General features: G+C 71.8%; 13 protein-coding genes. 7 read left to right on the top strand and 6 right to left on the bottom strand.

The features are described 5' to 3' along the window. Positions 1-59: 59 nt before the first annotated feature. A complete protein-coding gene (locus ACIHAD_RS24515; protein WP_397356929.1) occupies positions 60-1,340 on the top strand; it encodes an esterase-like activity of phytase family protein in 1,281 nt (426 codons plus the stop codon). Between the two features lie 13 nt (positions 1,341-1,353). Here ACIHAD_RS24515 and ACIHAD_RS24520 read toward each other — a convergent pair whose 3' ends face one another. Genes ACIHAD_RS24520 through xylA form a run of 3 tightly spaced genes read right to left on the bottom strand, consistent with a single transcriptional unit; the run spans position 1,354 to position 4,386 of the window. Next, the gene (locus ACIHAD_RS24520; RefSeq protein WP_397356930.1) at positions 1,354-2,457 is read right to left on the bottom strand and encodes a Gfo/Idh/MocA family protein; all 1,104 of its coding nucleotides are present in this window, start codon (positions 2,455-2,457) and stop codon (positions 1,354-1,356) included. A 37-nt stretch (positions 2,458-2,494) separates the two neighbouring features. After that, positions 2,495-3,238, bottom strand: a complete 744-nt coding sequence (locus ACIHAD_RS24525; RefSeq protein WP_397356932.1) for a sugar phosphate isomerase/epimerase family protein — start codon at positions 3,236-3,238, stop codon at positions 2,495-2,497. Then, the gene (xylA, locus tag ACIHAD_RS24530) at positions 3,235-4,386 is read right to left on the bottom strand and encodes a xylose isomerase (RefSeq protein WP_397356933.1); all 1,152 of its coding nucleotides are present in this window, start codon (positions 4,384-4,386) and stop codon (positions 3,235-3,237) included. The genes ACIHAD_RS24525 and xylA overlap by 4 nt, the downstream gene beginning before the upstream one ends. A gap of 90 nt (positions 4,387-4,476) precedes the next feature. On the opposite strand from xylA, the gene ACIHAD_RS24535 reads away from it, so the two are divergent. Further along, positions 4,477-5,589 (top strand): ROK family protein, encoded by a 1,113-nt coding sequence (locus tag ACIHAD_RS24535; RefSeq protein WP_397356934.1) that lies wholly within the window; start codon positions 4,477-4,479, stop codon positions 5,587-5,589. 3 nt (positions 5,590-5,592) lie between these two features. Here the strand turns inward: ACIHAD_RS24535 and ACIHAD_RS24540 are convergent, their stop codons facing one another. Next, complete coding sequence (locus tag ACIHAD_RS24540; RefSeq protein ID WP_397356935.1) at positions 5,593-6,108, bottom strand: DinB family protein; 516 nt, start codon at positions 6,106-6,108, stop codon at positions 5,593-5,595. 89 nt (positions 6,109-6,197) lie between these two features. Between ACIHAD_RS24540 and lysS the strand changes: the two genes are divergently transcribed. The 3 genes from lysS (at position 6,198) to ACIHAD_RS24555 (ending at position 9,781) form a co-directional block, all read left to right on the top strand. Beyond that, the gene (gene lysS / locus ACIHAD_RS24545; protein WP_397356936.1) at positions 6,198-7,811 is read left to right on the top strand and encodes a lysine--tRNA ligase; all 1,614 of its coding nucleotides are present in this window, start codon (positions 6,198-6,200) and stop codon (positions 7,809-7,811) included. A gap of 259 nt (positions 7,812-8,070) precedes the next feature. Next, positions 8,071-8,799: a glycosyltransferase family 2 protein gene (locus ACIHAD_RS24550; RefSeq protein ID WP_397356937.1), complete on the top strand. Its 729-nt coding sequence runs from the start codon at positions 8,071-8,073 to the stop codon at positions 8,797-8,799. 19 nt (positions 8,800-8,818) lie between these two features. Then, complete coding sequence (locus tag ACIHAD_RS24555) at positions 8,819-9,781, top strand: ketopantoate reductase family protein (RefSeq protein WP_397356938.1); 963 nt, start codon at positions 8,819-8,821, stop codon at positions 9,779-9,781. Here ACIHAD_RS24555 and ACIHAD_RS24560 read toward each other — a convergent pair. Continuing rightward, positions 9,756-10,283, bottom strand: coding sequence for a DUF6886 family protein (locus ACIHAD_RS24560; protein WP_397356939.1), 528 nt, complete (start codon positions 10,281-10,283; stop codon positions 9,756-9,758). The genes ACIHAD_RS24555 and ACIHAD_RS24560 overlap by 26 nt on opposite strands. A gap of 74 nt (positions 10,284-10,357) precedes the next feature. On the opposite strand from ACIHAD_RS24560, the gene ACIHAD_RS24565 reads away from it, so the two are divergent. Further along, on the top strand, positions 10,358-10,774 hold the full coding sequence (locus tag ACIHAD_RS24565; RefSeq protein WP_397356940.1) for a hypothetical protein: 417 nt from the start codon (positions 10,358-10,360) through the stop codon (positions 10,772-10,774). 2 nt (positions 10,775-10,776) lie between these two features. Here ACIHAD_RS24565 and ACIHAD_RS24570 read toward each other — a convergent pair whose 3' ends face one another. After that, positions 10,777-11,190 (bottom strand): hypothetical protein, encoded by a 414-nt coding sequence (locus tag ACIHAD_RS24570; RefSeq protein WP_397356941.1) that lies wholly within the window; start codon positions 11,188-11,190, stop codon positions 10,777-10,779. A 62-nt stretch (positions 11,191-11,252) separates the two neighbouring features. Here ACIHAD_RS24570 and ACIHAD_RS24575 point away from each other — a divergent pair, with 62 nt between their 5' ends. Then, positions 11,253-13,160, top strand: coding sequence for a nitrate- and nitrite sensing domain-containing protein (locus ACIHAD_RS24575; protein WP_397356942.1), 1,908 nt, complete (start codon positions 11,253-11,255; stop codon positions 13,158-13,160).

The following is a 13,160-nucleotide window of genomic DNA, read 5'->3' on the forward strand; positions in this document are numbered from 1 at the left end:
ACATCAAGCGTCGATACCTTTCGACCCTTATCCATAGGTTTGCTGCCAAGGGAAGCGACATGTCTCGTTCGTTCATCGCCATGCTGGCCGTCGGCGCGGCCCTCGCCACCACCGTCGCCGCGCCCGCCGACGCCGCCACCGGACGGCAGCCGCGCGTCCTGTCCGACGTGACACTGCCCGCCCCCGACCTGGCCGCCTTCGAGCCGGGCATCGTCAAGGACTCCCGCGGCGTCAAGCTCGGCGGCCTCGGCAGCGGCCTGTTCCCGGCCCGCCGCACGGGCGAGTACTGGATGGTCACCGACCGGGGCCCGAACGGCGAGCCGAAGGTGAACGGGGAGAAGCGGCGCACGTTCCCGGTTCCGGAGTTCGCGCCCGCGATCGTCCGCGTGGCCGTACGGCACGACGCGGCCCGCATCGTGGAGAGCATCCCGCTGAAGACCTCCGACGGCACCCCGATCACCGGCCTGTCCAACCAGTCCGGCCATGACGAGACCCCCTACACCTGGGACGCCCTGACGCAGCTCCCCTACGACCCGAACGGCCTGGACACCGAGGACATCGTCACCGACGGCCGCGGCGGCTTCTGGCTGGTGGACGAGTACTCCCCCTCGCTGCTGCACGTGGCGGGCGACGGCCGCGTCCTGGCCAGGTACGTCCCCAAGGGCCTGAACCTCACCGGCACCGGATACCCGGTCCACGAGACGCTGCCCGCGATCCTCGCCACCCGGCAGCAGAACCGCGGCATCGAGGCGCTCGGCGTCTCGCAGGCCGAACGCGCGCTGTACCTGGCCGTGCAGAGCCCGCTCGCCAACCCCGACAAGAAGACCGGCAAGGCGTCGAGCACCGCCCGCATCCTGCGGGTGGACCTGCGGACCGGCCGCCCGACCGGCGAGTGGGCCTACACCATGGAGAACGTGGCCACCTTCGACCCGGCGGCCGAGCAGGGCGACATGAAGATCTCGGCCCTGAACGTGCTGAGCCCCGGCCGCCTGCTCCTCCAGGAGCGCACCGACGCCGTGGCCCGCCTCTACACCGTGGACCTGCGCCGGGCGACGAACCTCCTCGGCGGCCCGCACGACGACCCGGCCACCACGCCGTCGCTGGAGGCGTCGCCGCCGTCGAACGTCACCGTCGCCACCAAGGCGCTGTCCGTGGACCTGGCGGCGATCCCCGGCCTGCCGGGCAAGATCGAGGGCGTCGCCCTGCTCGACCCGCTGACGCTCGCCGTGGCCAACGACAACGACTTCGGCCTCGGCACCTTCGACGCCGACGGCCGCCTGGTGGACTCGGGCGTGACCAGCCGGATCCTGACGATCCGCCTGGCCAAGCCGCTCTTCTGAACCACCTCCGGCGTCAGGCCAACGTGCTCGCGTACGGGTCCCACCCGGCGGGCAGGGGCTCGGGGGCCGTCACGGCCGAGGTGACCGGACGGAACTCGGCGCGTTCGCCCGACTCGGTGATGGCCGCCATGAGCTCCAGCACGTGCAGCGTCAGCTCGCCCGAGGCCCGGTGCGGCGTGCCCGCGCGCAGCGACCGGGCCAGGTCGAGCACGCCGATGCCGCGCCCGGCCGTGCCGTCGGCGACGGGCACCTCCCGCCAGTCGGCGTCGTGCGGGCCGTGGGCCAGCAGCGGGCCGCCGAAGGTGTTGGGGTCGGGCAGGAGCAGGGCGCCTTCGGTGCCGATGACCTCGATCAGCTTGCGGCTGACGGGCGAGTCGAAGCTGAAGGTCGCGGTGGCGGTGGCCGTGCCGGGGAAGTCCAGCAGGGCGTTGACGTGGGTGGGCACGTCCACGGGGAACAGGGTGCCGGCCTTGGGGCCCGAGCCGATGACCCGTTCTGCGCGGGCCCTGCGCGTGCCGCCCGCCACCCGGGCGACCGGGCCGAGCAGGGAGACCAGCGCGGTCAGGTAGTAGGGGCCCATGTCGAACAGAGGGCCGCCGCCGGGCCGGTAGTAGAACTCGGGATCGGGGTGCCAGGACTCCGGGCCCAGGTTCTGGAACGCGGCGGTGATCCCGACCGGCTCGCCGATCAGGCCGGAGCGCAGGGCGTGCGCCGCGGCCTGGAGCCCGGGGCCGAGGAAGGTGTCGGGGGCGCCGCCCACGCGCAGGCCCAGGTTGGCGGCCTCGGCCATGACCTTGGCCGCCTGGTCCATGTCGAGGGCGAGCGGCTTCTCGCCGTACACGTGCTTGCCGGCGCGCAGGGACTCCAGCGCGACGGCCGCGTGCGCGGCCGGGACCGTCAGGTTGACCACGATCTCGACCTCGGGCAGGGCGAGGATCTCGACCAGGGTGCCCGAGGCGGGCACGCCGTGCTCGCGGGCCGCCGCGGCGGACCGGCCGGTGTCGAGGTCGGCGACGCCGAGCACCCGCACGTCGGGGAAGGCGGTGAGGTTGCGCAGGTACTGGGCACTGATCACCCCGGCGCCGACGATCGCGACACCGACGGGTCCGCTGCTCAAGAGACCTCCAGACGGGTGAGGTGGGCGAGTCCGCTGCTCACGGGCCCTCCAGGCGGGTGAGGTGGGCGTGGCTGTCGGCGAGTGCGGTGAACAGGTCGGTCGCGCACGTGTCGAGCTCGACGATCCGCCAGGCGTCCGGCGCGGCGGCCAGGATCTCCGGCACGGGCATCGCGCCCGCCCCGACCGCGGTGTGCGGCTCGTCCTTCACCACCGGCCCGTCCTTGACGTGCAGCGCGAGCGTGCGGCCGGCCAGGCGGCCGAGGAGGGCGGGCACGTCCGCGCCGCCCACGGCCGCCCAGTACGTGTCGATCTCCAGGAACACCTCGGGGGCGAGCAGGTCGGCCAGCGCCTCGATGGCGTGCCGGCCGTCGATCCTGGGCTCGATCTCCCACCAGTGGTTGTGGTAGCCGATGCGCATGCCGTGCCCGGCCGCCTGCTCGGCCAGGCCGTTCAGCAGGTCGGCGGTGCGCGAGAGGCCGTCGCGGGTGGTGAACTCGGCCTCGGGGATGCCACCGGGGATGATCACCAGGTCGGCGCCGACCGTGGCGACGGCGTCGAAGACCTCGGCGGGTTCCCGGCTGAGCAGCGCGTACGCGTGCGTGCTGCTCACCGCCAGCCCCAGATCGTCGATCAGCTGACGGAAGCCCTTGGGGTCGGCGGTCGGGTCGAAGGGCTCGACGGCGCCGTAACCGATGCCGGCGATGCGCTCAAGGGTGCCGTCGCGGTCGGCGGCGAGCTGTTCCCTGACGGTGTAGAGCTGGACGCTGAGCGGCCGGGTCATGCACGGACCCCCATGAGGTGCTCAAGGGCGAGCTGGTTGAGCCGGGTGAAGTGGAAGCCGCGCCGGGCCGCCGCCTCGGGGTCGAAGTCGTCGCCGGCGAGGTCCTGCCAGGTCTCGCCCTCGGCGAGGGTGGGCCGGGCCAGCTCGTCCACGCGGGACGCGCGCAGGGCCTCCTGAACCTCGGGGTCGGCGCGGAAGGCGCGCGACTTCTCCTTCAGGATCAGGTACGTGCGCATGTTCGCGGCGGCGGAGTCCCACACGTCGTCGGGGTCCTCGGTGCGCAGCGGCTTGTAGTCGAAGTGCCGGGGGCCGTCGTAGCCGCCGTTCTCCAGCAGGTCGACCAGGAAGAAGGCGCTCTTGAGGTCGCCGTGGCCGAAGATCAGGTCCTGGTCGTACTTGGGGCCGTGCTGGCCGTTGAGGTCGATGTGGAACAGCTTGCCGTGCCAGAGCGCCTGGGCGATGCCGTGGACGAAGTTGAGCCCCGCCATCTGCTCGTGGCCGACCTCGGGGTTGAGGCCCACCATCCCCGGGTGCTCCAGGTCGTTGATGAGCGCCAGGGCGTGGCCGATGGTCGGCAGCAGGATGTCGCCGCGCGGCTCGTTGGGCTTGGGCTCCAGGGCGAAGCGCAGGTCATAGCCGCGGTCGAGGACGTACTGGCAGAGCAGGTCCAGGCCCTCCTTGTAGCGGTCGAGGGCCGCCCTGACGTCCTTGGCCGCGTCGGACTCGGCGCCCTCGCGGCCGCCCCAGCACACGTACGTGGTCGCGCCGAGCGAGGCGGCCAGGTCGATGTTGCGCATGACCTTGCGCAGGGCGTACCGGCGCACGTCGCGGTCGTTGCTGGTGAACGCGCCGTCCTTGAACACCGGGTGGGTGAACAGGTTCGTGGTGGCCATCGGGACCTTCATCCCGGTCTCGTCCAGGGCCTTGCGGAAGGCGGCGATCGCCTTGTCCCGGTCGGGCTCGACGGCCAGCAGGTCGTCGTCGTGGAAGGTGACGCCGTACGCGCCGAGCTCGGCCAGCCTGTGCACGCTCTCGACCGGGTCGAGCGCGGGACGGCTCGCGTCGCCGAACGGGTCACGGGCCTGCCAGCCCACGGTCCAGAGTCCGAAGGTGAAACGGTCGGCGGGTGTCGGAGTGAAGGATGACATGTGTCGGCGTCCCCTACCTTTAGTCCATAATCTGCACATAATCCTGAGGAGGCATGCATGGTGGCGTCAAGGGGGGTCCGGCATGATTCCATGCGTGCCCGCAATCTGGCCGTGGTACTCCAGGCCGTCCACCGGCACGGGCCGCTCACCCGGGCGGGGCTGGCCGAGCTCAGCGGCCTGACCAAGACCACCGTGTCCAGCATGGTGGCAGCCCTGCTGGAGGCCGGGGCGGTGAGCGAGTCGGGCGCGGTGCGCGACGGCGAACGCGGGCGGCCCGGCGTGGCCGTGGGGTTGAGCGGGCACCGGGTGGCGGCGCTCGGGCTGGAGGTCAACATCGACTACCTGGCCGCCTGCGTGGTCGACCTCACCCGGTCCGTACGCCTGCGCCGCACCCGCCCGGCCGACAACCGCGGCTCCGACCCGGCCGGCGTGCTCCAACTGCTGCGCGAGCTGGTGAAGGAGGTCACCGCCGAGGCCGAGGGGGCCGGGCTGCGGATCATCGGCGCCGCCCTGGCCGTGCCCGGCACGGTCGAGGGCGACCTGCTGCGCAGCGCCCCGCACCTGGGCTGGCGTGACGTACGGGTGGCCGACCTGCTCGACCTGCCGTGCGCGGTCGACAACGAGGCGAACCTGGCGGCGCTCGGCGAGCTGTGGTTCGGCTCGGGAGCGACGGACTTCCTCTACGTCTCCGGCGAGATCGGCGTCGGCGCGGGGCTGGTCGTGGACGGGACGGTGTTCCGGGGGACGTACGGGCTGGCCGGCGAGCTCGGCCACGTCGTCGTGACCCCGGACGGCCCCGCCTGCCGCTGCGGCGGCCGCGGCTGCCTGGAGGTGTACGCGGGCCAGGACGCCCTGCTCGGCGAGCTGGACTCGGTCGCCGACCTGGTGAGCGCGCTGGCCGCGGGCGACCGGCGCGCGCTGACCGCCTGCGCGCGGGCGGGGGACGCGCTCGGGGTGGCGCTCACCTCGGCCGTGCACCTGCTCGACCCCGGCAGGATCGTGCTCGGCGGGATCTTCGCCCCGCTCTTCCCGTGGCTGGAGCCGCCGGCCCTGGACGTGCTGGGCGCCCGGCTGGGGCGGATGCGCGGCACGCCGCCCGCCCTGGTCGTCTCGGCCAACGGCGCGGACGCGGCGGTGCTGGGGGCGGCCGGGCTGATCATCCAGCGCATCATCGCCGACCCCGCGGACGTGCTGGGCCTCTGAGGGTCAGTAGTAGCCCTTGTTGCCGTCGACCAGCTCTCTGACGATGTCGAGGTGGCCGGCGTGCCTGGCGGTCTCCTCGACCATGTGGATCAGCACCCAGCGCAGCGAGGACGCCGCCGACCGGAAGTCGGGGTGCTTGCCGACGTCGTCGAGCGAGTGGGCGGCGACGATCTGGTTGGAGCGCTCGCACTGCTTGGCGTAGTCGTCGAGGAGCTGGGCCAGCGTGACGCCCTCGACCAGCATGTCGGCGTCCTCGGGCTCCTCCAGGAACTGCGGGTTGCCCTCGGATCCGCCGCCCAGGAAGAGCACCTCGAACCAGCAGTGCTCGGTCCAGCGCATGTGGGAGATCAGGCCGGCCATCGTCATCAGCGGAGAGCTGGGCAGGACGACGCGGTGGGCGTCGGCCTCGGACAGGCCTTCGCACTTCCAGTGGACGATCGCGCGCTGCATGTCGAGCCAGCCGACGAGCTGGGTACGTTCGTCGGCCACGAAGGGCGGACGTACACGGGGTGGCGTCATGCGCGGGAGGCTACTGGAGGGCTCACCGGCAACGCACCGGATTTTCGGCTGGTTCGCATATGACCCGGGCGAGCCGCGACAATGGCTCGATGGCGGAAAGTGCAGAGGCCGACTGGGTCTCCAGGTTCGCGGACGAGGTGATCTCCGAGGCGGAGCGTCGTGCCCCGGGCAAACCGATCGTCTGCGCCTCCGGGCTCAGCCCCTCGGGCCCCATCCACCTGGGCAACCTGCGCGAGGTCATGACCCCCCACCTCGTCGCCGACGAGATCCGGCGGCGCGGCCTCGACTGCGTGCACCTGCTGTCCTGGGACGACTACGACCGTTTCCGCAGGGTGCCCGCGGGCATCGACCCGGCCTGGGCCGAGCACATCGGCAAGCCGCTGACCGCGGTGCCCGCGCCGCCGGGCAGCCCGCACGCCAACTGGGCCGAGCACTTCAAGGCGCCGATGGTCGCCGCCCTGGCCGAGCTGGGGGTCGACTACCGGGGCATCAGCCAGACCGAGCAGTACACCTCGGGCGCCTACCGGGAGCAGATCCTGGTGGCCGTGCGCGAGCGGTCGCGGATCGACGCGATCCTGGCGTCGTACCGGACCAAGGACGGCGGCCGGGAGGTGGAGGACTACTTCCCGTACAAGCCGTACTGCGAGCTGTGCGAGCGCGACCTCACCAGGGTCACCGCGTACGACGACGAGACGACCGAGCTGGCCTACACCTGCGAGTGCGGGTTCGGCGAGACCGTGCGCCTGGCCGAGCACGACCGCGGCAAGCTGGTGTGGAAGGTCGACTGGCCGATGCGGTGGGCGTACGAGGGCGTGGTCTTCGAGCCGTCGGGCGTCGACCACCACTCCCCCGGCTCTGCCTGGGTCGTCGGCGGCCGGATCGTGGGCGAGGTCTACGGCGGCGAGCAGCCGATCGGCCCGATGTACGCCTTCGTCGGCATCACCGGCATGGCCAAGATGAGCAGCTCCAAGGGCGACGTGCCGACCCCCGCCGACGCGCTGGCGATCATGGAGGCGCCCGTGCTGCGCTGGCTGTACGCCCGCCGCAAGCCCGCCCAGTCCTTCAAGATCGCCTTCGACCAGGAGATCCAGCGCCTCTACGACGAGTGGGACGCCCTGGCCCGCAAGGTCGCCTCCGGCCAGGCGCAGCCCGCCGAGCTGGCCGCCCACGCCCGCGCCGTGGGCACCGCCGCCGGGCCGCTGCCGGTCACGCCGAGCCCGGTGCCCTACCGGACGCTCGCCTCGATCGTCGACATCACCACCGGCCACGACGAGCAGGCCCTGCGCATCCTGCGCGACCTCGACGCGGTCACGGACCTGGGCCAGGCCCGGCCCCGGCTCGACCGGGCGCAGCGCTGGGTGGCGGACCACCTGCCCGCCGACCAGCGCACCCGCGTGCGCGAGACGCCCGACCAGGCCCTCCTCGACTCCCTGGGCCAGACCGAGCGCGAGTCGTTGCGACTGCTGGCCGAGGGCCTCGACGACTGGACGCTCGACGGCCTCACCGCCCTGGTCTACGGCGTCCCGAAGCTCCAGGCCGGCCTGGACGCCGACGCGAGGCCCACGCCGGAGCTGAAGGCGGCCCAGCGCGCGTTCTTCGTCCTGCTCTACCGGCTGCTGGTCGGCCGCGACACCGGGCCTCGGCTGCCCACGCTGCTCATGGCCGTGGGCGCCGACCGGGTGCGGAAGCTCGTCGGCGGGTGAAGGGCGTCGTCCTGGTCACCGGGATCCCGGCCGCGGGCAAGTTCACAGTCGCCTCCGCCACCGGCTCGCGGCCCAGACGGCGGACTTGTAGTCCGGAGCCGGATTCACGTCAATTGTGCAACTGGACACCTCCGGCCAGTCGCCCGCCGAGATCGTCGCGCGGGCGGACGAGGCATTGGTCGGCGGAGATCGCATATAAGTAGGATCACTGCAAGGCAGTGTCAAGTGGGCTGCATGTGTGCAGGTGCACCTTGTACCCATGAACAAGCAGCCCTTCGCCGCCAGTGTCAGTGTCATCGTCCCCGCGATGAACGAAGCCGAGAACCTTCCCCACGTCTTCGCCACGCTGCCCGACTGGATCGACGAGGTGATCCTGGTCGACGGCAACTCGACCGACGACACCATCGCCGTCGCGCGCAGGCTGCGCCCCGACCTCCGGGTCGTCGTGCAGAGCCGGCGCGGCAAGGGCAACGCCCTCATCGAGGGCTTCCAGGCCGCCAGGGGCGACATCATCGTCATGATCGACGCTGACGGCTCCACCGACGGCAAGGAGATCCGCTCCTTCGTCGAGACCCTCATCGACGGCGCCGACTTCGCCAAGGGCTCCCGGTACGCCCCCGGCGGCGGCTCCGACGACCTGAGCCCCATCCGCTCGCTCGGCAACAAGTTCCTCACGGGCCTGACCAACGTGCTGTACGGCACCCGCTTCACCGACCTGTGCTACGGCTACAACGCCTTCTGGCGCGACCACCTGGACGTCATGGAGCTCGACTGCGACGGCTTCGAGATCGAGACCCTGATGAACGTCCGGGCCGCCCAGGCCGGCCTGGTCATCCACGAGGTGCCCAGCCACGAGCGCTCCCGGATCCACGGCGCGAGCAACCTGCACGCCGTGCGCGACGGCTGGCGCGTACTCAAGACGATCATGCGTGAGCGTACGCGCGGGACCGCCCTGGTCCCGCAGACCGAAGTGGCACTCGCGAAGTAAGAAGTGACATTCTCGGACAATGTGCTACATCGTGATCGGAGCAGGAGCAGTCGGCGGCACCATCGGCGCCCGCCTCCACCAAGGCGGGCACGAGGTTCTGCTCGTCGCGAGAGGCGCGCACCACGAGGCGCTCAAGCGTGACGGACTCCGCCTGATCACCCCCGAATCCGACGAGACCCTGCGCATCCCCGCGGCGTCCGGCCCGGTCCCCACCCGCGACGACGACGTGCTGATCCTGGCCACCAAGTCACAGGACACCCTGGCCGCCCTCGATCCCTGGCCGGTGGACCTGCCGGTCGTGTGCGCCCAGAACGGCGTGGCCAACGAGCGCACCGTCCTGCGCAGGTCCGAGCAGGTCTACGGCATGTGCGTGTGGCTGCCCTCCCAGCACCTCGAACCCGGCGTCGTGGCCGCCTACGGCCACCCGTACTCGGGCCTGCTGCACGTCGGGCGTTATCCCCACGGTGTGGACGACCTCGCCGGGCGGATCGCCGACGACCTCGGCAAGTACGGCCTGCTCGCCCGCGCCACCCCCGACGTCATGCGCTGGAAGCACGGCAAGCTCCTCAACAACCTCGGCAACGCCGTCGAAGCCCTCGTCGGGCACGCCGACGGCATGGCCGGGCTCTCCGACCGCGCCCGCGCCGAGGCCATGCGCGTGTTCGACCACGCGGGCATCCCCTACTCCACCGCCGAGGACGAGCGCAGGGTGCGCGGCCACCAGGTGGACGTCGTCCCCGTCGAAGGCGTCCGGCGCGGGGGCGGATCGTCCTGGCAGAGCCTGGCCAGGGGCAGCGGCTCGATCGAGGCCGACTACCTCAACGGCGAGATCGTCCTGCTGGGCCGCGAGCACGGTGTGCCCACGCCGGTCAACGAGGTGCTGCGCCGCGAGGCCAACAGGTACGCCCGCGAGAAGCTGCCGCCCGCCTCGATGCCCGTGGAGGAGCTGACCGCGCTCATCGACGCGCGTTGCGCAGCCTGATCCCGCTGAACTGCATGCTGCTGCCCGTCACCTCGTGCCAGAACGGCCACAGGTTGTCCAGCACGCGGAGCTGGATCCCGGCCTGCTCGTGCAGGTCGAACAGGTCGCCCACCGGCTCGGGAGGGCCGATCGGGACGACCGGCGTCCTCGACACCACGGCGTGCGGCGGGTCGCCGATCGGCACGAACCCGGCCGCGGGCAGGCGGTAGGCGTACAGCCGGACGTCCATGACGGCCTTGAGCCAGGCGTACTCGACGGCGTGCACGCGGTCGCCGCAGCCCGCGCCGACGATCCTGGCCACGTCCTCGTCGGCGGTGTCCGGCCCCCGCCAGGCCATCGCCCGCGGGCAGGCGCGCGGGAACCAGTAGTCGGGGCAGCGGTCGTGGCCCACCGCCCACACGTAGGGCTCGCCGAGCGAGGACGTCGCCGCGACATGGGGCACGAACCGCTCGATGGTCGGGTCCTCGGAGAAATGCAGCACCTGGCCTGGCTCGGGTCTCATACCCGCCATCATGCGCATACCCCGCCCGCGTCAGGGCAGAAGAAACGCGCTCTGACGACAAGGGGTGAGTTTGGATGGCTTTATTGGGTCTGATCCTGGTCCTGCTCGCCGGCGGCGCGGTCGCGTTGGTGGCGACCGAGGAGAGTTCCAGGTACATCCTGTTCGGCAACACCTACCAGCTCGACCACGTCCAGATGTTCGTCGCGGGGGCGGTCACCGCGGCCGTCCTGCTGGCGGGGTTCTGGCTGATCGGCGCCGGGTCGCGCAGGACCGCCAGGAAGCGCCGCAGGCTGCGGGCCGCACGCGCGGAGGCGTCCGACCGGGTCTCCCGGCTGGAGGGCGAGAAGCGCGACCTCGAACGGCGGCTCGACCACGACCGCGCGGCCGAGCGCACCGCCGATGACGGCGTGACCGGCCGCCACGTCGCGCACGAACCGGTGGACGGCGACCGGCTGGTGGCCGGCGGCCGTCCCGACGACACCAGGCCGTGAGCTCATGCGCGCGAGGGCAGCAGCTTGCCCTCGCGCCAGAGCGCGAACCCCGTGACCAGCGCCCCCACCCCCTCCCAGAGGCCCACGCCGAAGAACTTGCCCGGCGCCGCCCCCGTCAGCACCAGCGTCGTGAACACCGCGAACGTCACCAGCCTGAACGGCACGGTCCACCGGAAGAACGGCGTGTAGTCCGCGGATGCCGCGAAAACGTAATACACCCCCATGTTCACCGCCGCCATCGACGAAGCGGCCATGTAAACCAGCGTGTAGTCGCCGGACGGGCGTGCGTCGAGCACCTCGAAACCCAGCAGGACCAGCAGGGAGTTCGGCGACAGCAGCCCGACGAGCCCGAGTGCGAAGGCGAGCAGGCCGAAGACGCCGATGGTCCAACCGGCGGTGGAACGCGGAAGACGCACAGAAATCCTTCCAAAGGGGGGTGTAATCTGCGAGGCGATCTCATCATGCACCCGGAGGTCGCATGCCCCCCACGCGTGGCCGTCCCATTGCTCTGAAGCTCCTCATCCTCCTGCTCGTGCCGCTGCTGTCCCTGGTCGGACTGTGGGCGTTCGCGGCGGCCCTGACCGGCGGTGACGGCCTGCGCCTGCTGGAGATCAACGAGCTGGCCTCCCACCTGGCCACGCCGTCGGAGCGGGTCAACGTCGAGCTCCAGGACGAGCGGCTGGCCTCGGTCGAGTTCCTGGCCACCCGGCGCGGCGCGGACAAGCTGGCCAGACAGCGCGGGCAGACCGACCGGGCCGTGGCGGCCTTCCGCAAGCTGGCCAAGGACCAGCGCAAGATGTCACCTGAGATGCGCACGCAGCTCGACGCCCTCAACGGCAAGCTCGACCTGCTGGCCGGCATCCGCGCCGAGGTGGACGGCGCCACGGTCGCGCCGCTCGCCGTCATCGACGGCTACAGCCAGATCGTGGACGCCTCCTTCCGCATGTACGACGCGATGGTGCTGGTGCCCGACATGTCGCTGTACCGGCAGGCCAGGGCCGTCACCATGCTCGGCGAGGCCAAGGACCTGGTCTCGCGCGAGCGCGCGATGATCGTCGTGGTGCTGGCCAGAGGGCGGGTCGAGGCCGTCGAGCGCGAGGCGTTCACCGGGATGGTGGCGACCCGGCGGCTGCTGTACTCGCAGGCGCTCTCGCACCTGGACGGCGGCCTGCGCGGCCCGTACGCGGAGCTGGCCGCCTCGCCCGTCTACAAGGAGTTCCTCGACGCCGAGGACGCCATCAGAGGCCAGGCCGCGATGAACGGCCTGCCCGCCACCGCCGCCACCTGGGAGGTGGACGGCCAGAACCTGTGGGCCGTGCTCGAACGCGACCAGGGCCAGGCCGTGGAGGGCATCGTGGCCCGGGTGACGCCCGCCGCCGCGAACATCCTGATCAAGATCGGCGTGGCCGGGGGCGCGGGCCTGCTCGCCGTGCTCGCCTCGATCCTGCTGTCGCTGCGCTTCCGCAAGCGGCTGGTCCGCGAGCTGGCCGGGCTGCGCGACGCCGCCACCGAACTGGCCGAGGTACGGCTGTCCGGGCTGATCGAGCGGCTGCGGACGAACACCCGCCCGCCGACGGCCGCCGAGGTCGCGCCGCTGGAGGTCAGGACGGAGACGTCCGAGGTCGCCGACATCGTGCGGGCCTTCAACCACGTGCAGTCCACGGCCGTCGAGGCCGCCGTCGACCAGGCCAAGCTGCGGCACGGCGTCAGCCAGGTCTTCGTGAACCTGGCCCGGCGCAACCAGTCGCTGCTGCACCGCCAGTTGCTCCAGCTCGACGGCATGCAGCGGGCCACCGAGGAGCCCGAGATCCTGTCCGACCTGTTCAAGCTGGACCACCTCACCACCCGCATGCGCAGGCACGCGGAGAGCCTGATCATCCTGTCCGACCAGGCTCCCGGGCGCGGCTGGCGCAACCCGGTGGCGATCCTCGACGTCCTGCGGGCCGCGGTCGCGGAGGTCGAGGAGTACGAGCGCGTCGAGATCCTCCAGCCGCCGCGGACCGCGCTGCTCGGCGCGACCGTCACGGACGTGGCCCACCTGCTGGCCGAGCTCGTCGAGAACGCCACGCTCTTCTCGCCCCCGCAGACCAGGGTGGACGTGCGCAGCGCGATCACCCCGAACGGCCTGATGATCGAGATCGAGGACCGCGGCCTCGGCCTGCCCCGGGTCGAACTGGACGAGCTCAACGACCGGCTCTCCGAGATGCCCGAGTTCGACCTCGCGCAGAGCGACCGGCTGGGCCTGTTCGTGGTCGGCCGGCTGGCCGCCCGGCACGACATCAAGGTCACCCTCGCGCCCTCACCCTACGGCGGCCTGACCGCGATGGTCTTCCTGCCCGCGGCCCTCCTGGCCGACCAGCCGGCCCTCACCGGAAACCAGGTGTAG

Origin of the sequence: Nonomuraea sp. NPDC052265 (genome assembly GCF_044547985.1) — a bacterium.
GTDB lineage: Bacteria > Actinomycetota > Actinomycetes > Streptosporangiales > Streptosporangiaceae > Nonomuraea.